The organism is Cellulomonas dongxiuzhuiae (genome assembly GCF_018623035.1).
GTDB lineage: Bacteria > Actinomycetota > Actinomycetes > Actinomycetales > Cellulomonadaceae > Cellulomonas > Cellulomonas dongxiuzhuiae.
Genome location: NZ_CP076023.1, coordinates 3,639,415 through 3,659,538 on the forward strand (window position 1 = coordinate 3,639,415; position 20,124 = coordinate 3,659,538).

Below are 20,124 nucleotides of genomic sequence, written 5' to 3' on the forward strand. Positions count from 1 at the left end.
GATGTACACCGCGATCAGCAACGTTGGCGGCCGAGCGGCGCCGCGGAGAAAGCCGACGCGCCTTGCGAGATCCCGTTGGCCCGGCACGGACCGCCGTTCTGCCGCTCCACCTCGGCCCGCCGCTGGGCACCCGACCTTGTCGGCCCGGACGGTCGCCAGCGTCGATCGGCCTGCTGGACGCACCCGCGCGGCGGCTCGGCCGATCCGGAGCTGCTCGCCGATCCGCCGCGCGCTCGACCAAGTGACCGGGTATTTCCGCGCATCGATCACGACCCGGATCGCCCGCTCGCAACTCGTCCGGGCACTTCCTCGGTGCAGCGACAGCCCTCATCCTCCGTGGGTTGAGAGCCTCCACGGAGCCCGGGCGGTTCACCGATCCACATGGTCCGACCGGCACCCTTTCTCTCCCGGCAAGAACCTAGCCTGAGCAAACTCCGTGTTCTCGTGCGTGAGCAGGAGGCGATCAGCGTAGTCAGGGACGATCAATCTGTTTATCTGCGCCACGAGAGCAAGCGGATGCTTAACGTTCTCCTGCGCCGCCCCGGCATTCATCTTGTAAACCTTGTTCACTCGCTCAGACTCTTCAAGAAGCCCAACAAGCGAGTCGTCAACTTTAAAGTCGGGGATAGGAAGGGATAGCAGAGTCTCCTGCGAGAGTGTCATTCCACCATCTCGAACACGCCACCACCAGTACATCAAGGAGCTGTTGATCAGAAGGTAGGCCCGATCACGCTCCTCGTCCGTCTTGAAGTACAGCACACGTTGCGACGCACGCTTCACGCTCGACTTTAGTGCCGGGATGAAGTATCGCGGCGCAGACGGAACATAAAGAGGATAGGACGTCCGCGTCTTCTGACAGAGCGAAGCAAGCCTTGGGCTGCCATCAAGACGCTTGTATAGTTCAAGAAATACCCCACTGACCTTGGGGAAGAACGCAGGTGTCAGCGGCGCCTCACTGAGGAACATCTCTACCTCTTCGAAGAGTCGCGTTCTTTCTGCTGTGCGCCACCGCATCAACGAAGTAATCCGACGCTTTCCTCCACCGGGCAATGCGACCGTGATCGCAGCACGGATACTGTTGGCAGTGTTGCTGTTCTTACTGCCGAACTTGATGCCGCGGAAAACGTTGCCAGGAATATTGTCGAACGTCAGAATCTCGAGACTCTCGAACGAACGCAGAAGGAGGGCGCGCAAGTCCTGAAACTTTGCCGCGTTTGTAAATGATTGCGGCGTAACGCTTATAAAGCCCTTGCTTGTCTTGATAATGTTCTCAAGGAAGTACGCATACAGATCAGCAGACCTCGCTGTTTCAAACCTCATATCCTTGGATTTGATGGCAAGATATGGTGGGTTAACTATGACATAGTCATGCTCAGGGATTCCGATGAGACTGGACGGCTCGTTGGGTGCTGCTGACGAATCGACGGTCGGAACGGATAGAAAATCAAACTGGACAAAATTGTCGCGAATTTCATGAAACAGATTCGGACACTGATCCTGGAACGCAGATGTTAGTAACGTGCGTGCGATTAGGAGCGCGAGATCATCGACATCAGACAGAACCATCCGGTGTCGGAGAAACTCCTCCGGGTTCTCCTGCTGAGCTACGAGATGCCACGTGAGATTTCCGATGCCAGAGCACGGATCAAGCCATCGCCCGCTGGGGAATCGCGTGGCGAAGCGGGCCATGAACTTGGCGACATCGTCTGGAGTAAAGAATTGCCCGTTAGATTTCCGAGAACGGTGGTCAGCCATGGCATGGCTGTATTCGTAAAGCACACTGATCTCGCCAATCGTGAGACCCGCAATCAGGTCAGATTTGAGAACCTCGGCGTCAGAGAACTCGCGACTCTCGAGAATGTACGTCAGGTCCTCTCTGTCGCCAAGGGCGGTCGCAAGGATGCTGAGCCACGTCTTGCGAAGCCCATACTGAGAGATCAAGTGGTCGATTGCGGCCGAGTCGAACGACACGATTCCTGGCAAAATTTACTCCGTACCTAGATAGTAGTCCCGGACCGATGCCGCGTTAAGGCCCCTAAAGAACATGTGGGCCGCGATAGTTGGTTTGAGCTGTTTCACATTGGCGAGGCTGAACTCTGCGGCGCCGCCGTGAACTACCACGTCGACTGCGCGCACAAAGTACAGCGGACTGATCTTGTAGCGGGAAATCGCGATCCCTCCGCCGCGAGCAGTCGCCGTTGCGAGTCTTCGAAGCGGGACCTGCACGGCGCCATTGTGGACTGTACCTCCGAGGCTTTCGATCGTTTTTGCGAGATGCCCGGGAGTCCAGACTTCGTAGTGATTGCGCCCGGCCGGCCTAATCTCGCCTTTCGTGTCCGCCCAGCGCCCGGCTTGATTCGATGGAATCATCGCGAGGTTGCCAAAGTCGTCCTCCGTGCAGATGACGTCGGCGAACTTCTTGCCACTGTAATTCTCCGTTACGGCGACCTGGATGCTCTCCAGGAGGAAATCGTGGTAGTTACTTCCGGCCACGTCAAAGAAGTTCAGACCTTTCGCATCCTCGACCATCCGCACGAACTGAGGGTACCTTACGCGCCACTCGTCCGTTATCGTGAGGAGCCCATCTTCTCCATACTTTGGGAGATCGGGTTCTGATGTCTTCGAGCTCGGCTCTTTGAATTCGATTGTGTATACGTTTCTGTCGACGACGGAGATCAGCGCACCATCGACTCCGCCATGGCCGCCCGCTTGGATCAGCATCCTAGTCGCTTGAGCATTACTATAGATATACCGGGCGAAGAGGTTATAGGAGGCGAGGAGCGCCTCGATGTCCGTCGTCAGCCATCTTGGCCTGAGGGTGTAGTTTGTAAATTCAGTGAGGGAAAAATGATCTGCAAGCGCCTGTGCATATACGCACTCGCTGAAGACCGCAGACTGTATGTTCCTCCCTGACTGGACGGCTTTTTCAAGCTCCGCGACGAGTGCCGGACCTTCGCGCTCGAGATGGAGGTTCGACGGAAGCCTCCTCTGCGCCTTGAAATCGCGCCAAACCTGATCTCGTCTTTGCTTGGTAAGTAGCAGTCGACGGATGGGGAGTGAATAGAATTCGGATATGAGTTCTTCCTGACTCCTGGTCAGGGGAATGCGTGGAGGCATCGTTACCTTTCACGTCGCGAGGGGCGCCTCGTCGGGGATAGCAGGCGCGGCCGTCGTTGCTGCAGTGGTGCACCGTTGGACGCATGGGTCCGGGTCAATATATTCCCACGCCCACCGACATCGATCCGCAAGTCCAGAGTGAACTTCGCGAGATGCCGGCTTTGCGTATTTTCGCAGGTTCTTTTGCACTTCTTCATCTATACTGCGTGAGCGGCGAGCGAAGGTTGAGAAGGGCACCGTGGGTTCGGAGGGAGCCGCAGCCGCGCGTGGCGTCGGCTGCGTACGCGGGCCGACCGTACTGAGGCCGCTGCCGCGACCATGGCGTTCACGCCGGACCGATGCTGCCCCACACCGTCGACGCGCGTGATCCGACCCGCCTGGGGGTCGTCCAGCTGGTCCGCCGCAGCCATCAGGGCCTTGCGGACCGCTCGCACCTCGGTGGCTCAGGCCTTGCGCCTCGTCAACATCGCACCTGCGCGCTTGGTCGCCTCAAGGCCGCGGTCGTCAACATGGACACGTTCGTGTGGGTCGAGGACGCGACGACTGCCGTCTGTCACCGCTTCCGTCCCGGGCGTGTGGTCACGCGTCGAGGCCCGCATGACGGCGACGCACCTCGACGCGCCCGGCGCGCAGGACGCGGCCTGTCTGACCACGGGGACCCCCTACACGCCCGGCATGACCGAGTCGGACTGCAGGATCGGGTTCACCCGCTCCAGCGCGAACGAGCCGGTCAAGTCCGGGCAGACGCTGCCCACCTCCACCCTGACCGCCACGGCGGTCTGGGAGGCGGAGTGGACGTCCTCGGTGGACCCGACCCCGCGCGAGCTCGAGGTGCAGGACGTGACGACCACGGCCGAGGTCCCGGTCGGCGAGATCCAGTCCGCCGTCACGGGGTGATGCGCGGCCGGCTGACGATGTCGAAAGCCTGGCCGACGTGGTGGAAAACGACCCACCGCTCGCCGTCCGGGCCGAGCTCGACCGTGTCTGTCGCGACCGTTGGACACGATGTCGCCTCGGGGTTCCCCGCGGTGCTGCCGAGCACCTAGCCGCCAGCCGCCACTCCCACGCATCCCCCAACCGCTTCCGCACCGCCTCCCCACCGACCTCCTCCACGTACCCCCGCGGCCCCACAACCACGAGTAGCACCCGCGCCCGCGACAGCCCCGTGTAGAGCGTCGTACGCGCCCGCGCCGCGTCCCGGACCCCGTTGACGGCCAGCACGACGACGGTCCGCTCCAGCCCTTAACCCGAGGACGTGCCCGTAGAACAAGTACTTGCCGGCGAAGAACCCGTCCCAGTACTCCTGGTAGCCAGCGAGCCCGACGGTCTCGATCTGCATGGGATGCCGCCGCCCCGAGGTGAGCAGGGCGATCTGCCCCGGCTCCCAGCCCTCGTCGAGCAGCGCCTGGACGACGTCGTCCAGCAACACCGACAGCCTCCTCGGTGGGGACGTCGACAACGCGCACCGGCGAGCCCGGCCACCCGCGTGGTCGGGTGACGCCCTCGTGCAGAGCGCCGCAGAGCTGGGCGATCTGCTTGGTGGAGCGCAGGTTCTCGTCGAACTCGATGACGGTGAGCTCGACGGGCGCGGTTACGGAGCGGCGGAACACCCGCTGGCCGTCGTCGGAGAGAACACCGCGAGGCGGCCGACGTCGGGGTCGCGCAGGCAGCGCAGCAGTGCGGGCCCCCATCGTCGCCGAAGTGCTGGACCTCGTCGACGACGACCGTATCGAACAGGTCGGCCTGGGGGCGTCGCGCGGCGAGGTCGCCGAGCTCGCGCGGCAGGCGCTCCTCCCAGTCGGTCGGGTCGGCATCGTTACCCGGCACCGCGCCCCACCGCACCGGCAGCTCGTGGAATAGGCAGACGTACGCGGGCCGTTACCGCACCGGCCACGTCACGGTCGTCCGCTCCAGGTACCGCGCCAGGCCGCGCGAGTAGCACATGAGCACGACGCGCTCCCCGCCCGGGCCCGTCGATGCGCGTGCTCGAGGGCGAGCCACGTCTTGCCCGTGCCCGCCCCTCCGACGACGTGCACCCGCGGCACCGCGTCGAGGAACCGCATGGCGTGCGCCTGCTCGCGCGTCAGCCGGTCGAGGTGGTCCTCGTACTCGGCAGCGACCGCGAGGGTCTCCGCCTGGGACGGGAACCCACCGGTCAACCACTCGACCAGCGCCTCGGCGGCCGGCTCGTCGAGGGGCGCGTGACCGGCCCCGTGCTCGTCGATCGCCCGGCGCACGAGGTGGACAGCGCTCCCGCCGTCGGCGACGTCCGCCCGGTCGAGCAGCATCGTCCGGGGCAGCTCCGGCGCGTCCCAGTCCCCCGGCAGGTAGGTGTGCGGCAAGGCGACGAGATGCGCAGTCCGGGTGAGCGCCGCTGCCAGGCCCTGCCGGCGCAGCAACGCGAGCAGGGTGTGCTTGGCGTCCTGCACCTGCCGGACCGGGTTGAGGGGGTGGCGCCCGGCACCGGACCCCTGCCACCACTGACCGTCGGTCCGGGTGACGTGCCCGCCCTTCACCTCGATCGCGGCGACACCCAGCCCCGGCCACACGACGAGCAGGTCGATCTCACGTTCCTTGGGACCGTCCTGCAGCGCGGTGCCCGCGAGGAGCACGGCGTCGTCCGGCAGGTGGTCGCGCAGCGCCTCCCAGACGGTCTGCTCGGCACCACCGTCCTCGGGGAACGCGGGGTGCTCGGGGTAGGTGCGCGCCACGGTCGTGACCTCCTCGGTTGGGTGTCCCTCTTCAGCATCGACACCCCACGGTGCGTGCTGGAGGGCCCGTCCGGTCGACGTGCCGACGTCGGTCGTCAGCGATGCCCGGGTCGCGCGTGGCCAGGCACAGACGCGGCTCACCGCGGAGGCCTCCCCGAGGGACGGCACCGAGGCCGGCCTGGCGCCTCAACCGAGGTCCGCAGCGCCGGCTCGGTCGTCTCAGACTTCGCCGCCCGCCCCCGCGACCTGCTCCGCGATCCGCCCCACCGCATCGAGCAGGAACTGCTTAGGCGCGTAGTCCGGCAGCGCCGCCTGCAGCCCCGCGAGCGCCTCGCCCTTGGGGACCCCCCGGTGCCTGATCGCGTACACCGCAGCGACGGCGGACGTGCGCGAGCGCCCCTCCATGCAGTGCAGCGCCACCGTCTGCCCCTCGGCGCGCAGGTCGGCGATCGTGTCGGCGGCATCGATCAGCACGGCGTCCACGTCGGCGTTGACGCCGTCCTCGTCGAACAGCCAGAACTCGACGTGCTCCCGGGACGTCTGGCGCCGACCGATCCGGCACATCGAGACGACCGTGGTGACGTCGTCGGGCAGGTGGACGAGGCCGTCGAGGGACGCGAGCACGACGCCCTCGTCGTGCGGGTGCGTGACGAGGGTGCGGACGCCGGAACCGGTGATCCGCAGGGCCGTCGGCCAGCCACGGCTGTCGGGTTGTCCGCCGGTGGCGGCGAGCGCCGCCAGCTCCACGAGCCCACGGCTGTCCATGCCTGGCCAGCCGTGCAGGATCCGCCGCCAACGGGCTGGCACGGCCGTCCCGCCCGCCGCGGCGCCGACGAGGGCACCGGCGATGGCGGCGACGGTGTCGGTGTCCTTGCCGCCGCGGACCGCGCGCTCGAGCACGTCGACGAGCCCGTCGCCGTGGTGGATCGCGGACCACGCGCCCTGCAGCGCCTGCACCACCCAGCCGTTCTTCGGGAAGTCCCGCGGCTGGGACGCCTCCGCCTCGGCGATGACCGCCGCCCATCGCTCGCGGCGCGACGCCGGCAGATGCGGGAGCTGACCGACCAGGTCGATCTCACCGGTGCGGATCGCGTGCCGGATCGCCATCGACCACAGGACGCACGCGTCACCGGCGTCGGGGTCGCCGTGGGTGAGGTCGGAGACGGCGCGGGCTGCGTTCGCGAGCGCGCGCTCGGTGCCGTCGTCGAGGTACCCAAGCGCGACCGGGCCGGTGCGCATGAGGGTCCCGTTGCCGCCGGAGCTGCGCGGGGCGTCGGCGAACCGTGCCGCAGCCGCCTGGCGCGCCGCCTCAGCGATCGGCACGTGCAGGGAGCCCAGGAGCGCGCTCGTCTGCACCCCGACGTCCTTGGCGTCCTGCGCCCAGGACGCCCACGCCGCGACAATGCTGTCCAGCGACGCCTCGTCGTCGAGCGACCCACCATCGGCCAGCACCTGCGCGATCGGGATCGCCATGGACGTGTCGTCCGTCCACTCCCCCGGCTCCCAGTCGAACCCGCCGCCGCCCTTCATCGCGACGGGCGCGTCGTCCGGCAGCGGCGGACCGAACTCGTATCCCGCCCCCAACGCGTCACCGGCGGCGGAACCGAGGAGGGCACCGACTGCGCGGTCGATCTGGACCGGGGTGAGGTTGAGCATCGGACTCCTGGGCATCGAGCGCGGCGTCAGGCGACGTCACGCGGTGTGCGGAACGCCTGGCGACGTCACGCGGTGTGCAGAACGCCTGGCGACGTCCCTCCAGTGCATCGGCCGTCCGAACCCCTATGTGAACTCAGGTGGGCCACGGAGGGGGTGAAGCTCGAGGTCGTCAGCCGCGGACGGCGACCGTACCTCGGACCAGAACGAGATCACCCGAGGTCCAGGAGGTTGCCTACGCCATGAGGTCTGCCCAGCGGACCGCGTCCTCCGCCACGACGAGGACCCGGCCGTCGCTGGCCGCCCACTCGCTGATGTTCCCGCGTCGTCGCTTCGTGTTCCGAACCACCGGCGTTCCCGAGGCCATCAAGCGGGCAGTGTCGTCCGGCCCGAACCAGGTGAACCCGCAGGAGCCACCACAGCCGCACGGGTCCCAGGCTACGGGCGCGCCAACCTGCAGAAGGGCACGCGCCTGCGCTTCACTGATGCTGCTCCTGCTAGGCCGCCACCGCGTCCCTTCCGGGTCGGTCACGCCGTCGGGCTCCGGCTCGCTGACCGTCGGCTGCCGGGCGCGACGGCGTTCACCGTGATGCCGTGGTCTGCGAGCTTGAGCGCCGGGACCTGCACAGCGGGCCCAGGCCGCCCTTGGCGGCGCAGTAGGCCGCGGAGCCGACCTCGGCGCGTGCTCGGGCACGCTGGTGATGGCCACGATCCGCCCGCCGGTGCCCTGGCGGACCATGTGCCGCGCGGCCGCCTGCAGTCACACGAACGCACCGTCGAGGTCCACGGACAGCACGTGCCGCCACTCCTGCCAGGTGCTGTCGACCCGTCCGGGCCGGGCACCGCGCCCGGCCCGGACGGATGTCGTCACTGGTCGCCGATCTTCTTGTCCGCCGCCGACTGCGCCTTGTCGAGCTGCTCGTCGTGCTTGCCGCCAGTGGCAGACGACGCCGCGTCGGACCCCTTCTCCAGGGCCGCGTCGCTCCCCTGCTCGCCCTTCTCGCCCTGCGCCGCGTCGGACGCCTTGCCCTTGAGGTCGTCGATGCCCATGCGTGTTCCCCCTCGGTCCTGCGGAGGGCCTGCCCGGCACCCGGGGCGACGAGCGGGCCGCACCGGGCGCCCCGGCGCCGTTCCATCCTGCGTCGGCCCAGCGGCGCCCGCACCCGCACCGCGGCATCCGGACGAGCACCGGCGCCTGCCGGGGCGCCAAGCCGACCTGCACATCACGACGCGGCGATCAGCGGGACATCTCGTGAGTCGACGGCCATCAGCTTTCCTCCACTGGGGCAGAGCGATCTCGTAGCCGAGTCCCTGCAGGGCTCGGACGTGATCGATCCCGTCGTCGTGGCTGCCCGGCAGGTCCCAGGGCGACACGAGCCGGCCGGTCGCGTCGGCCTCGTAGATCACCGTGGATCCTCCAGCGTCGCGCTGATGTGCCAGGACGAGCACCCAGTCGATCGGAGCGTCCGCTACCCGGCGCAGCCGGTAGGGCGGGTCGAGGTGGTAGAGCGTGGCCGTGTGCGGGGGGACGAGGTCAGCGCCCTCGGCGTCCGCCTGGGGCTGCAGCATGGCGACGAGCCACGCCACCCGCGTACCCGGTCGGCGCGTCGTCGCTCGCACGCAGGGGGTCCAGTGCTCGCGGGACGTGACGGCGACGTACCGTTCGCCGACGCGCACGACCCCGAAGTCGTACATCCACACCGTCGGGTCGCCGGTACGAAGGTGCCTCACGAACGGCTTCGGGTCGTGCAGCCACCAGCTCGCCCGCTCACCCGAGGGATCGACGAGCTGGATGCGATGCGGACCGACCCGCGTCAGCCGCCACGGGGTCCCGTCAGCCCGGACAGCGCGGGCGACGAGGTCGGGCTGGACGACGTGCCCGGGAGCGTCGGAGACGCACGCGAGGTGGGTGGGGTCGTCGAGGTGAAGATCAGGCACGGGGTACTCCGTCAGGTCGAGCATCTTCCCGTGCCGGCGGCGCGGGCGGATCTTCCTCCGGGGGCACCGTGCGCTCAGCGCGGTTGCCAGTCGGCCAGCCGGAGGGCTTGAGGCCGAGCTTCGTGATCGGGAGAGAGCCTAGGACCGGCGGCTGACATGTGGGTCGTCGGTGTCATCGGCGTGGCGCTGGAAGTCGACCGCTCTGGCTGCCGGCACGTGCGCGCACAACTTGTTCGCGCAGGCAGCCGACGCCCGCGAGGACTTGTTCGCTTCGGGCCGCTCCGGTGGCGCGGTGGCGTCCATTGACCATCCTGCGGAGGACCGTGAGATCGACGTCGTCATGACGTGGTCCGACGGGTGGAGGATTGACGAGGTCGGCCCAGCCGCTGCACCGACCTCATGAGCACGACCCCGATCCAGGCCCTGTTGACCACCCTTTGGGAGCGACGGGTCGCTGGCGGTTGTCCACAGACACGGATGACCCTCACCGCGTCATGCCCAGAACCGGTACTTTCCCGGCATGCCCACACGTGGATCAGGACGCCGCTACGTCACGGTTCCTGCGGTGATGCTGGCACTAGGGATGGCGTTGGCGGGGTGCTCCGACGGTGAGACCGCCCCTCCGATGACGTCGACGACGGCTCAGTCATCGACGCCTAGCCCTACGCCGACGCCAACACCGGAAGCGCCTCCAGCGCCGGAACGGCCGACGGATATGCAGTCCGCTGACTCCGAAGGTGCGGCAGCTGCGGCGAGCTACTTCATGCAGCTGTACCCGTACGTCCTCGCCACAGGCGATCTCGCCGAATGGGATGCCCTGTCGGCAACGACCTGCGAGTTCTGCTCCAATACCCGCGCGGAGGTAGAGAGGCTGCAAGCGGCGGGACAGCGGAGCGTCGGTGGTGTCACGGTGCTCTCGGCGACCGGACAGGACCTCGGTGCCAACGGCTGGTACAGGGCGACTCTCAGCGTGGCGATTACCCCCTCCGAGGACATCGATAAGGCGGGTGTCGTAGTCGACACGAACGACGGCGGCACGTACACGATCGACGTGGCGATGACGTGGTCTGACGGGTGGACCATCGACTCGGCCGGCATCGTCGAGACGCCTGTCGAATGACACGCGTCGTGCGTCGGAGAGATGTCCCCTTGGTGGCCCTGGTGGCTGCCTTGCTCGTCGCATACCCGACGGCCGCCGCCGCTGCGGATGACCGCTTCAACGGCCTCATGGAGACCGACCACGTGAAGATGACCGTCGATCGATCTGAGGAGGTTGCCAGGCTGAGTCGAGGCGTTCTACCGGAACTCCGCCTCGTCGACTATCAGCGTGCGCCGTACTGCCGTGAGGCGGCAGGCATGTGGGTCAAGGGCCTCGACGACGGCACCTGCGCACCTGGCGCCGACCTGGCGCAGACCGCCGTGCAGTGCGAAGTCGGTGACACCCTCGTGATGCCGATGTGGATGCGCACGCGCGTCACCCCGGCCTCGCCATGGGGCCCGTGGGACGACATCGACGCCGGGGGCTGCGGCGTCGATCTGTTGCCCGTCCTAACCGAGGCCGACTTCCGACTGCTCCCCCTGCCCGCCCCCACCTTCACCTTGCAACCCGACCGCGGCTGGGTCCTGATCAACATCGAGACCATCGTCTCCACCGACCCCACCCCGGTCACCCTGCGCACCGAGCTCCTCGGCTACGGCATCACCGTGGAGGCCACCCCCACCCGCTGGACCTACGACTTCGGCGACGGCCACACCCTGACCACCCGCTCACCGGGCCACCCCTACCCGAACCACGACGTCTTCCACGAGTACGAGAACCCCGGCACCACCACCATCACCCTGAACGCCGAATGGACCGGCCGCTACCAGATCGACGGCTCACCCATCTGGCGCGACATCAACGGCACCGCCAACACCACCACCACCTCCCCACCCTTCACCGTCGAAGAACGCACCAGCCGCCTCGTCGCCGACCTGTGCACCGACAGACCCAAGCCACCGGACTGCTGAGGCCCGTGGCCGCGGTCGAGCAGGCCACCGAGCTGCGCCCCGATGTCGCCTCATGGACGTGCGCATACCCGTAGTCGGCGGCATCGACGGCACCGCGGTCCACTGGGAGGGATGCGTTCGCGATCGTGTTATCCATCCATAAGCCCTGATCGGTGGATAGGATCGCTGCGTGCACACCGCTGCCGACACCGGTCACCACGGAGCGACGGACCGCTCGTGGCCGGCGCTCGCATGGGAGGAGCGACCGTGGCGGTCCACCCTGCCGGCCGACCTGCTCTCGCCGTCCGCGCGTGACGCCCTCCGGCAGCCCTACCGAGCAGCGGTCACACTCCCGATCGCCGACCTCGACGTGCGCCTCCCGCGCACGGCCGCAGCCGCCGCCGAGGACGCGTCAGCAGCGATCCGAGACTTCGACGCCGAGTCCGCCGGCGACGTCGTCCCGTTCGCTGCCATCCTGCTGCGGTCCGAGTCCGCGTCCAGCTCCCAGATCGAGAACTTGACGTCCGGCGCGAAGCAGATCGCCCTCGCAGAGCTCGGCGAGGACACCCGCCGGAACGCCATGCAGGTCGTCGGGAACGTCCACGCCATGCAGGCGGCGATCGCGCTGTCGCAGACGATCGACGGCCAGGCGATCCTCGCGATGCACCGCGCGTTGCTCGAGGGCTCCGACCCCGCGACGGCCGGCCACTGGCGTACCGAGCAGGTGTGGGTCGGTGGCACCGGTTACTCACCTCACGGCGCCGCATTCGTCGCCCCGCACCCCGACCGCGTCCCCGCCGCGATCGACGACCTCGTCGCCTTCGCCGACCGCGACGACATCCCACCGCTCGTGCACGCCGCCCTCACGCACGCGCAGTTCGAGACGATCCACCCGTTCCCCGACGGCAACGGCCGCACCGGTCGTGCCCTGATCCACGCCCTCCTGCGACGCCGGGGCCTGACGAGGTCCGTCACCGTTCCCGTCTCCGCCGGCCTGCTCGTCGACACGTCCGCGTACTTCGACGCGCTGACCGCCTACCGCGCGGGCGAGCCCGCCGCGATCGTCCTCGAGCTCGCTCGCGCCGCGCACGACGCCGTGGCGAACGGCCGCATCCTCCTGGCAGACCTGCGAGCGGCGCGCGACGAGTGGCGAACCGGGATCCGGGCGCGTTCGGACTCGTCCGCGTGGCCCCTGGTCGACCTCGTCCTGCACCAGCCGGTCATCAACACCGCCACCGTCCAGCGTGAGCTCGGCATCTCGCACACCAACGCGATGCGAGCCATCGAGCGGCTCGTGGCGGCAGGTGCGCTGACGGAGGTCGGCGGCCGACGCCGCTCGGTGCTGTGGCAGTCGACGCAGGTGCTGACCGCCCTGGACGGGTTCGCCGCGCGGGCCGGGAGGCGAGCGTGGCAGCGCCCGTGAGCGTCGTCGCCACGGGACGAGTCGGCTGACGCCCCTGCCACGGGCGGGGGCCCGGATCTCCACGAACGCACGCGACTGCGGGAGGTCGGGCTGATCACCGAGCACCATGCTGCGGCGCCTCCCGCCGTGCGCCCGCGTGGCGTCGAACCTGTGGACGACGCCCCCGCGTGCCCTGATTCGTCCGATACGTTCCCCTGCCATGGGGCACCTGCGGCTGAGCACGGACGAGCTGATCGCCGTCGGCACCGACCTGCGCACGGTGGCGAGCGAGTTCCAGGACGCCAACGCGACGAGCGACGCCGTCGCCGAAGCCGTCGGCCATACGGGCCTGGCCGCCAGGGTCCGGGACTTCGCGCACGGCTGGGACGGCCACCGCGCCGAGATGCTCGAGGAGATCGCCCGCCTCGCCGACGCGTGCACCGGCATCGGCGACAACTTCGAGCGCATCGACACCGAGTTCGCCGCCGCGCTGCGCGGTGACGCGTGAGCCGGCCGTACTCCTGGTACCCGCTGGCCTCCAGCGACCCCGTCCCCGGCGACCCGGCCGTCGTCCGCGCCGGTGGCGACCACTACCGCCAGGTCGCCGCCGCCATCGGCGACGCCGAGCGGGTCCTGCGCGCACTGGTCGACGCCCAGGACGCGGTCTCGGAGGCGGTCGACGCGATCCGCGATCGCACCCACGCCGTCGCCGACCGCATCCGCCGGGCGCACGCCAGGTACGACGCCGCCGGTGACGCCCTCGTGCGGTACTCGATCCAGCTCGACCTCGCCCAGACCGAGTCGCTCGACGCCCTGCACACGGCCCGGTCCGCACAGCACTCCCTGGACCTCGCCGAGGACGCCGTCCGCCGCTCGCGGATCCTGCTCGAGGACGCCACCGACCTCGGCGAGGACACCACGACCCAGCAGCGCGCCCTCACCTCCGCGCGCACGGAACGCTCCGACGCCGAGATCGACCTCACCCGCGCCCGGCTCGCCCTCGCCAAAGCCGTCGAACGCCGCGACGCCGCCGCCGCACGGGCCATGGACGAGCTCGACACCGGCATGGAGGACACGCTCCACGACGGGTGGTGGGAGGACTGGGGCGCCGACGTCGCGCAGACCGTGTCGACGTGGGCGGGGAACATCAGCGCCGGCCTCGGCATCGCCTCGCTGCTGCTCGGCTGGGTGCCGGTCGTCGGCCCGATCATCATGGCGGCGGCCGTGGTCGCGGGCGCCGTGGCGCTCGTCGCGGACCTCGCGCTGGCCCTGAAGAGCGGCGACGGAGAGGACTGGTTCAACGTCGTCATGGGGGTGGTGGGGCTCGCGTCGTTCGGGGCGGGGCGGGTTCTGGCCCGGGCGGTGGACGCGTTCGACGTGTCAGCGCGCGCGGCCACGTCGCAGGCCGCGGGGCAGGCCACGCGGTCGGTCGTCAGCCGAGTCACGCGACTGTTCTCGCGATCACGCGCGCCTGACGCGCCTCCCGCCGCGTCGGCACACTCACTGATAGGCGGCGGACCCGCATCGAGCAGCCGCCTGGCTGCCGCCTGGGACCAGGTGATGTCTGTCCGTGGCTGGGATCGGGTGCTCGCGCTCGCGGGGCACGGGGAACTGGTGGGGCACAACAACGTCCTGCGCTCCCGACTCTGGGACGCCTTCCCCTTCCAGCCAAGGACGTTCCTGACCCTGCTCGGCCCAACCGTCCAGGGCACGTTGCTCGAGACCACCGCGTCCGTGCTCTACGTCGGGGACGCCGCGATGGCTTTCACGTCGACCGCGAAGTCGGTAGTCGACCATGTCGACCGGCCCGCACTCGACCCAGCGCAGCGCCTCGACCTGTGACATCCCGTCCGGTCGACCACCCCGAGGGAACCATGCCCCATCACACCGACATCGCGACCATCAGCTGGGGACTGCCCGACGACTGGGTGGACTGGACCCACGGCGACCTCGGCCAGGCCGAGGCGGACGTAGCGGCGCTGGAGGACGACCCCACCGCTCGGGCCGCAATCATGGCGGCCGTTCGGAAGTTCGACTCCATCATCACCGAAGGGATTCCCGGCACGGCATGTGCGGCGATCTGGACCCCCGGTCCTCGGTACCGCAAACCGCAGGCGAACGCACTCCTGCGCCTGGGATCGCCACCCGCCGCTGGTCCGATGAACGTGGAGACGCTGCTCGACGCCGTCCGCACGGGCGCCAGGCCGCGCTGGGCCGGACGGCTGCTCGAGGTGGCCGCCTTCCCCTCACATGTGACGGCAGGGGACGCGGTTCTCCGGATCGTCGACAGGGCACCTCGCCTCAGCCGCCGAGTCAGCCGCGAGTGGACATGGTTCATCCTTCCCGCGGACACGGGACAGTTCGTGTCCTGCCAGTTCGAGTCGTCCTCCGTCGAGCACTTCGACCACATCGCCGAGGTGGCCACAGACGTCGCGAACATGGTCGAGGTCACCTTGAGGCAGGGATGACCCGCCACGTCACCCCCGGGACGGTGGCCGTCCTCCTCCCCGACGACTGGGCCGTCCTCGACCTCGAGGACGACGCAACGCGAACGGCGTGCGTCGAGGAGCTGGTCACGCGCCAGCTGGGCGGGGTGCCGGACCTCGCGCCGTTGCAGGCCACCATGCGGCAGGAGCTGCTGCGGAGCACCGAACGCGCCGCCCGCGCGGGCGGTGTGCTCATGGCGCTGGCCGGCGGCGCCCCGGCCGTTCCCGCGTCCCTCACGGTGTACCGGGTGCCGGGGAGCCTCGACGCCCGGGGACGCGCCGCCATGGCCGGCGTGCTCGCGAGCGACGAGCCGGGGCACACGCTCGATCTCGGCGAGGGGCCCGCGGGCACCGTGCTGCGCCGGGTGCGGCCGGCCGGTGCGTCGTCCGGCCTCACGGGCGACCGGGAGGTCCCCGCCCTCGTCGCCGACTACTGGGTCGAGCCGACGCCCGGCACCCAGCTCGTGTACCTCGTCTTCTCCAGCCCGCTCGTCGACCTGCGGGACGAGCTCCTCGGCCTGTTCGACACCGTCGTGTCGTCGGTCCGCGTGCTCCAGCCCGCCACGCCCCACACCACCCAGGAGGACCTGTGAACCGCCAGTCGACCGCCCGCACCCTGCAGGTCCTGGGCGTGCTCGTGTTCGCGGTGCTGTCGTGGCGCCGGGCCGTGTCGTCCGAGGTGCCGTGGTGGCCGTCATTCCTCGCTGCCGTCGTGCTCGTCGCCGCCATCGCGGCCGGGGTGTGGTGGTGGTCCCGACGCGACGACGCGAGGCGGCGGCGCACCGTCGCCACGCGGCCCGGGTGGCACACGCACGCAGTGTGGGCGGAGGAGACGCTCGGGGCGTCGCTCGCACAGCTGGGTGCGCCGGCCGGCAAGGTGCGAGGCGGCACGCGGCTGACGTTCACGTGGTCGTCGTCCGGCGTCGAGCTGTGGCGCGGCGAGGCCGTGCTGCTGAGCCTGCCGTGGACGCAGGTGTGGACGATCACCCCGACCACCGGCCGTGGGGCGTCGACCGGCAACCCGGCCGTCGAGCTGGTCACGCCCGAGGCGGTGCGGGTCGTCGTGGTGCCGACGCGGCGGCCCGACGGCGGCATGCTGCCCGCGAGCGCCGCGCAGGTCGCCGGGCTGGTCGCGTTGCTGCGTGAGGCTCGGCAGGCGGCGCAGGACGGGACACCCACCCCGACGAGCGGGTGAACTGCCGAGGACGCGGGCTTCTACCTTCCCGGGCGGACGGGCGTCGTCGTATCGTCGGCCCCGTCCTGGCCACGCCGCACGACCCCTGGAGAGCCCGTGACCTGGCAGTCCGCGCGCGCAGCCCTGACGACGGTTGGTGTGCTCACCCTGGTCGTCCTCGCCGGTTACTGGATCGCAATCTCCCCGGAGCCCGTGTGGTCGCTGCTCGCGCTCGTCGTCGTCGTCGGGGGTCCCGTCGGGTGGTTCTCGTGGAGGGCACGCCGTGACGACCGCGCGAGGCGCGAGGCTGCGGTGGCACGGCCTGGGCGCCGCACGCACGCCGTGTGGGCGGACGAGCACCTGGAGTCGGCCCTCGCGGACCTCGGAGCGACGGCCGGCGGGCTGCCGGGCGGCACGCGGCTCACGCTCGCGTGGTCGCCGTCCGGCGTCGAGCTGTGGCGGGGACGCGTCGTGCTGACGACGCTGCCGTGGACGCAGGTGGCGACGATCGGCCGGACCATCGGACGTGCGGCGTCGGCGGGCAACCCCGCCGTCGCGCTCGTGACGACCGAGGCGGTGCGGCTCGTGCTCGTCCCCGCACGACGCCCCGACGGCGGCATGCTGCCGGCGCGCGTGGCGCAGGTGGACGCTCTGGCAATCGAGCTGGAGGAGTCACGCAACACCGCCGCGGACGCCTCGCGAATACCGCCGGAGCCGGTGTGAGAATCCAGAGGTGGTGCATCGCCTCCACGTCGTCGGTCGACGAGGTCAACGTCCGCGCGTGAGCGACGGCCGCGGGATGTGAGGACTCGAGACCGTAGAAGAAGTCCTCCGACAGGTCCTCCCCCACCTGGAATCCGATCCGGACGTCCCACGGGTGACGGTCGTCCACGGCCCGCAAGCGCGCGATGACCCGGTAGGTGAGCGACCGACGCGTCGTCTTCCGATGGGGCTGAGGGCTCAACCCCATGGTCATCTGGGCCCGACGCACGACCGCGTGCGGGTCGGGTTGCGCGAGCACCTCCTGCCAGGTCATCCATCCCGTGTGGGCGGGGTGGATGTGGAGCCTCCCACCGATTCATCCCAAGGCTCGCGCCGCCGCTGCTTGTCCCTGCTCTCCGGACGCCCAGGACGTCGTAGCCGCAGGGCTGCGAATCGAAGACCTCGAGCCCGTTCCGGCGCGCGATCTCCGACGTGATCCACCAGGACGGCGCGATGGTGAACCGCATCGCAGGCTCGAGCGACTCCGACTCACTCGTCACCCTCCTCCTGGCCCGAATCGACTGCCTCCGCGATCCGCCCCACCGCGTCGAGCAGGAACTGCTTCGGCGCGTAGTCCGGCAGCGTCGCCTGCAGCGCCGCCAGCGCCTCGCCCTTCGGGACCCCCCGGTGCCTGATCGCGTAGACAGCAGCGACGGCGGACGTGCGCGAGCGCGCCTCGGCGCAGTGCAGCGCGACCTTCTGCCCCTGGGCGCGCAGGTCGGCGATCGTGTCGGCGGCTTCGATCAGCACGGCGTCGACGTCGGCGTTGCGTCGGCGCCGTCCTTGTCGAAGAGCCAGAACTCGACGTGCTCCCGGGACGTCTGGCGGCGACCGATCCGGCACATCGAGACGACCGTGGTGACGTCGTCGGGCAGTTGGACGAGACCGTCGAGAGACGCGAGCACGACGCCGTCGTCGTGCGGGTGCGTGACGAGGGTCCGGACGCCGATACCGGTGATCTGCGAGGCGGTCGGCCAGCCACGGAGCTCGAGGAACGACTGTCCGGCGCGACCGTGGGTGAACTGCCGGGGGAAAACCCGGGGCACCCGTGTGCGCGGTGGACGAGGGCTCGCTGCACCCTTCTCGGGGACGACGAGTCGGCGGTGTTTGTCCACAGAGCGGGCCGACCTGGACCGCCACCCGCGCAGAACCGGTACTTTCCCGACATGCCCACACGTGGATCGGGACGACGCGCGCTCGCAGTGTCGGCACTGATGCTGGCACTGGGGATGGCGCTGGCGGGGTGTACGGACGGCGAGCCAGTCGCACCGACGCCAACGGCCGTCACGTCACCCACGGTGAGCTCGATCCCATCCCCCACGCCGACGACCGGCTCGGTGACCGCGCCAGCACAGCCCGAGTCAATGGCGACACCGAGCGCCGAGGGTGCAGCCGCGGCAGCGGGCTACTTCCTCTCGCTCTACCCGTACGCGCGGTCAACGGGCGACGCAGCTGCGTGGCAGGCGCTCTCAGGAGAAGAGTGCGAGTTCTGCGCCTCCGTGGCGGATGAGGTGGCGACGCTCGTCGCGGAGGGCACCGCCGTCAAGGGCGGTGACATCTCGATCGAGTCCGCCGAGGGCACCGAGGTCATCGCGCTGGAGTCGTACTCAGCGAACCTCACATTTGCTGAGGCCCCGACTGAGAAGTGGGAGGACGCCACCATCCTCTCCACCGGCGCGGGCGGCAGGTACAGCGCACTCGTCGCTCTCCGGTGGAATGGGGACGGCTGGGAGATTCGGGCGGTCGACCTCGCGCCGTCGTCATGAGCCCTCGTCAGGCGATGATGGGCGCGGTTATCGTCGCCCTCACTGCCTTCGCTCCGACCTGGACCGCGCCCACATCCGAGGACGAAGGCATCGGTGGCCACGTCAGCGACGATCGTTCGGCGATCGAGATGCTGGCCCGAGACGCCGAGCGTGCCGCGACGATCAACGGATCCATACCTGCGGAGCTTCGCCTGTTCCGCTACGAGCGGGCCCCGTTCTGCCGCGAGGCCGCAGGCATGTGGGTCAAGGGCCTTGCGGACGGAACGTGCGGGGAAGGTGCAGACCTCGCCCTCACAGCGGTTCAGTGTGAAGAGGGCGACACCCTCGTCATGCCGATGTGGCGCCAGGCCCGCGCGACCCCCGTGGACGAGTGGGGCCCCTGGCAGCAGATCGATGCCGGCGGCTGCGGCGTCGACCTGCTGCCCGTGCTCACCGAGGCCGACTTCCGCCGCCTCCCGCTCCCCGCACCCGTACTCACCCTGCAACCCGACCGCGGCTGGGTCCTGATCAACATCGAGACCATCGTCTCGACCGACCCCACCCCGGTCACCCTGCGCACCGAGCTGCTCGGCTACGGCATCACCGTGGAGGCCACCCCCACTCGCTGGACCTACGACTTCGGCGACGGCCACACCCTGAGCACCCGATCACCGGGCCACCCCTACCCCCACCACGACGTCTTCCACGAGTACGAGAACCCCGGCACCACCACCATCACCCTGAACGCCGAATGGACCGGCCGCTACCAGATCGACGGCTCACCCATCTGGCGCGACATCAACGGCACCGCCAACACCACCACCACCTCCCCACCCTTCACCGTCGAAGAACGCACCAGCCGCCTCGTCGCCGACCTGTGCACCGACAGACCCAAGCCACCCGACTGCTGACGCAGTAACCGGAGGAGGTCGTTGCACTCGCTGGACGGGATCGGCGGCGTGCTTATGGCCTGCTCGACGGTGCGAGATCCTGGCCGTCAGACGGCACGCATGGCGATGCCCGTGTCGGTGGACCCCCAGATCTGGTCGGTCGACCGGGCGTCGTGCGCGAGCGCACCCGCCCCGTCGGCCAACGCTTGGTCCAGCACCGTCAGCACCAGGGAGACGTTGCCCAAGGCGTCCTGGAC

General features: G+C 69.4%; 21 protein-coding genes, 1 pseudogene and 1 riboswitch. Of the genes and pseudogenes, 13 read left to right on the plus strand and 9 right to left on the minus strand.

The window, feature by feature from the left end:
- Nucleotides 1–369: 369 nt before the first annotated feature.
- Nucleotides 370–1,971 carry an Eco57I restriction-modification methylase domain-containing protein gene (locus KKR89_RS16435; protein WP_214765580.1) on the minus strand — a complete coding sequence of 534 codons (1,602 nt, stop codon included), beginning with the start codon at nt 1,969–1,971 and terminating at the stop codon, nt 370–372.
- 15 nt (nt 1,972–1,986) lie between these two features.
- On the minus strand, nt 1,987–3,117 hold the full coding sequence (locus tag KKR89_RS16440) for a hypothetical protein (protein ID WP_214765582.1): 1,131 nt from the start codon (nt 3,115–3,117) through the stop codon (nt 1,987–1,989).
- Nucleotides 3,118–3,714: 597 nt separating this feature from the next.
- On the opposite strand from KKR89_RS16440, the gene KKR89_RS16445 reads away from it, so the two are divergent.
- Both KKR89_RS16445 and KKR89_RS18415 read left to right on the plus strand, forming a co-directional pair.
- On the plus strand, nt 3,715–4,014 hold the full coding sequence (locus tag KKR89_RS16445) for a hypothetical protein (protein WP_214765806.1): 300 nt from the start codon (nt 3,715–3,717) through the stop codon (nt 4,012–4,014).
- Between the two features lie 804 nt (nt 4,015–4,818).
- Nucleotides 4,819–4,977: a hypothetical protein gene (locus KKR89_RS18415; protein WP_251140929.1), complete on the plus strand. Its 159-nt coding sequence runs from the start codon at nt 4,819–4,821 to the stop codon at nt 4,975–4,977.
- Between the two features lie 35 nt (nt 4,978–5,012).
- On the opposite strand, the gene KKR89_RS18420 is transcribed toward KKR89_RS18415, so the two are convergent.
- From KKR89_RS18420 to KKR89_RS18425, 3 genes are all read right to left on the minus strand, one after another.
- The gene (locus KKR89_RS18420; protein ID WP_251140930.1) at nt 5,013–5,828 is read right to left on the minus strand and encodes an NERD domain-containing protein; all 816 of its coding nucleotides are present in this window, start codon (nt 5,826–5,828) and stop codon (nt 5,013–5,015) included.
- A gap of 219 nt (nt 5,829–6,047) precedes the next feature.
- A complete protein-coding gene (locus tag KKR89_RS16455; RefSeq protein ID WP_214765584.1) occupies nt 6,048–7,484 on the minus strand; it encodes an ADP-ribosylglycohydrolase family protein in 1,437 nt (478 codons plus the stop codon).
- An 864-nt stretch (nt 7,485–8,348) separates the two neighbouring features.
- On the minus strand, nt 8,349–9,443 hold the full coding sequence (locus KKR89_RS18425) for an antitoxin (RefSeq protein ID WP_251140931.1): 1,095 nt from the start codon (nt 9,441–9,443) through the stop codon (nt 8,349–8,351).
- Nucleotides 9,436–9,547, minus strand: a riboswitch (SAM riboswitch). It overlaps the preceding gene by 8 nt.
- A gap of 497 nt (nt 9,548–10,044) precedes the next feature.
- On the opposite strand from KKR89_RS18425, the gene KKR89_RS16470 reads away from it, so the two are divergent.
- From KKR89_RS16470 to KKR89_RS16510, 9 genes are all read left to right on the plus strand, one after another.
- The gene (locus KKR89_RS16470) at nt 10,045–10,539 is read left to right on the plus strand and encodes a DUF6318 family protein (protein ID WP_256443256.1); all 495 of its coding nucleotides are present in this window, start codon (nt 10,045–10,047) and stop codon (nt 10,537–10,539) included.
- Nucleotides 10,540–10,571: 32 nt separating this feature from the next.
- Nucleotides 10,572–11,429 (plus strand): hypothetical protein, encoded by an 858-nt coding sequence (locus KKR89_RS16475; RefSeq protein ID WP_251141117.1) that lies wholly within the window; start codon nt 10,572–10,574, stop codon nt 11,427–11,429.
- A gap of 169 nt (nt 11,430–11,598) precedes the next feature.
- Nucleotides 11,599–12,831 carry a Fic family protein gene (locus tag KKR89_RS16480; RefSeq protein WP_214765588.1) on the plus strand — a complete coding sequence of 411 codons (1,233 nt, stop codon included), beginning with the start codon at nt 11,599–11,601 and terminating at the stop codon, nt 12,829–12,831.
- Nucleotides 12,832–13,030: 199 nt separating this feature from the next.
- Nucleotides 13,031–13,318 carry a hypothetical protein gene (locus KKR89_RS16485; RefSeq protein ID WP_214765592.1) on the plus strand — a complete coding sequence of 96 codons (288 nt, stop codon included), beginning with the start codon at nt 13,031–13,033 and terminating at the stop codon, nt 13,316–13,318.
- Nucleotides 13,315–14,652 (plus strand): putative T7SS-secreted protein, encoded by a 1,338-nt coding sequence (locus tag KKR89_RS16490; RefSeq protein ID WP_214765595.1) that lies wholly within the window; start codon nt 13,315–13,317, stop codon nt 14,650–14,652. The genes KKR89_RS16485 and KKR89_RS16490 overlap by 4 nt, the downstream gene beginning before the upstream one ends.
- A 32-nt stretch (nt 14,653–14,684) precedes the next feature.
- On the plus strand, nt 14,685–15,278 hold the full coding sequence (locus KKR89_RS16495) for a hypothetical protein (protein ID WP_214765598.1): 594 nt from the start codon (nt 14,685–14,687) through the stop codon (nt 15,276–15,278).
- Nucleotides 15,275–15,889, plus strand: coding sequence for a hypothetical protein (locus tag KKR89_RS16500; protein ID WP_214765601.1), 615 nt, complete (start codon nt 15,275–15,277; stop codon nt 15,887–15,889). The genes KKR89_RS16495 and KKR89_RS16500 overlap by 4 nt, the downstream gene beginning before the upstream one ends.
- The gene (locus KKR89_RS16505; protein WP_214765604.1) at nt 15,886–16,491 is read left to right on the plus strand and encodes a hypothetical protein; all 606 of its coding nucleotides are present in this window, start codon (nt 15,886–15,888) and stop codon (nt 16,489–16,491) included. Before KKR89_RS16500 ends, KKR89_RS16505 begins: the two co-directional genes overlap by 4 nt.
- Before the next feature lie 96 nt (nt 16,492–16,587).
- Nucleotides 16,588–17,193 (plus strand): hypothetical protein, encoded by a 606-nt coding sequence (locus KKR89_RS16510; RefSeq protein WP_214765607.1) that lies wholly within the window; start codon nt 16,588–16,590, stop codon nt 17,191–17,193.
- A gap of 52 nt (nt 17,194–17,245) precedes the next feature.
- Here KKR89_RS16510 and KKR89_RS18655 read toward each other — a convergent pair.
- The 3 genes and pseudogenes from KKR89_RS18655 to KKR89_RS16520 all read right to left on the minus strand — a co-directional run.
- Nucleotides 17,246–17,506 (minus strand): annotated as a pseudogene (locus KKR89_RS18655) (TY-Chap2 family putative peptide chaperone); the annotation flags it as partial.
- Nucleotides 17,507–17,721: 215 nt separating this feature from the next.
- On the minus strand, nt 17,722–17,982 hold the full coding sequence (locus KKR89_RS16515) for a dual specificity protein phosphatase family protein (RefSeq protein ID WP_214765610.1): 261 nt from the start codon (nt 17,980–17,982) through the stop codon (nt 17,722–17,724).
- Nucleotides 17,976–18,278, minus strand: coding sequence for a hypothetical protein (locus tag KKR89_RS16520; protein WP_214765613.1), 303 nt, complete (start codon nt 18,276–18,278; stop codon nt 17,976–17,978). Before KKR89_RS16520 ends, KKR89_RS16515 begins: the two co-directional genes overlap by 7 nt.
- A gap of 120 nt (nt 18,279–18,398) precedes the next feature.
- On the opposite strand from KKR89_RS16520, the gene KKR89_RS16525 reads away from it, so the two are divergent.
- Together KKR89_RS16525 and KKR89_RS16530 are read left to right on the plus strand one after the other, a co-directional pair.
- On the plus strand, nt 18,399–18,998 hold the full coding sequence (locus KKR89_RS16525; RefSeq protein ID WP_214765616.1) for a DUF6318 family protein: 600 nt from the start codon (nt 18,399–18,401) through the stop codon (nt 18,996–18,998).
- Complete coding sequence (locus KKR89_RS16530; RefSeq protein ID WP_251140932.1) at nt 18,995–19,888, plus strand: hypothetical protein; 894 nt, start codon at nt 18,995–18,997, stop codon at nt 19,886–19,888. The genes KKR89_RS16525 and KKR89_RS16530 overlap by 4 nt, the downstream gene beginning before the upstream one ends.
- Before the next feature lie 86 nt (nt 19,889–19,974).
- On the opposite strand, the gene KKR89_RS18430 is transcribed toward KKR89_RS16530, so the two are convergent.
- Complete coding sequence (locus KKR89_RS18430) at nt 19,975–20,112, minus strand: hypothetical protein (protein WP_251140933.1); 138 nt, start codon at nt 20,110–20,112, stop codon at nt 19,975–19,977.
- Nucleotides 20,113–20,124 lie beyond the last annotated feature (12 nt).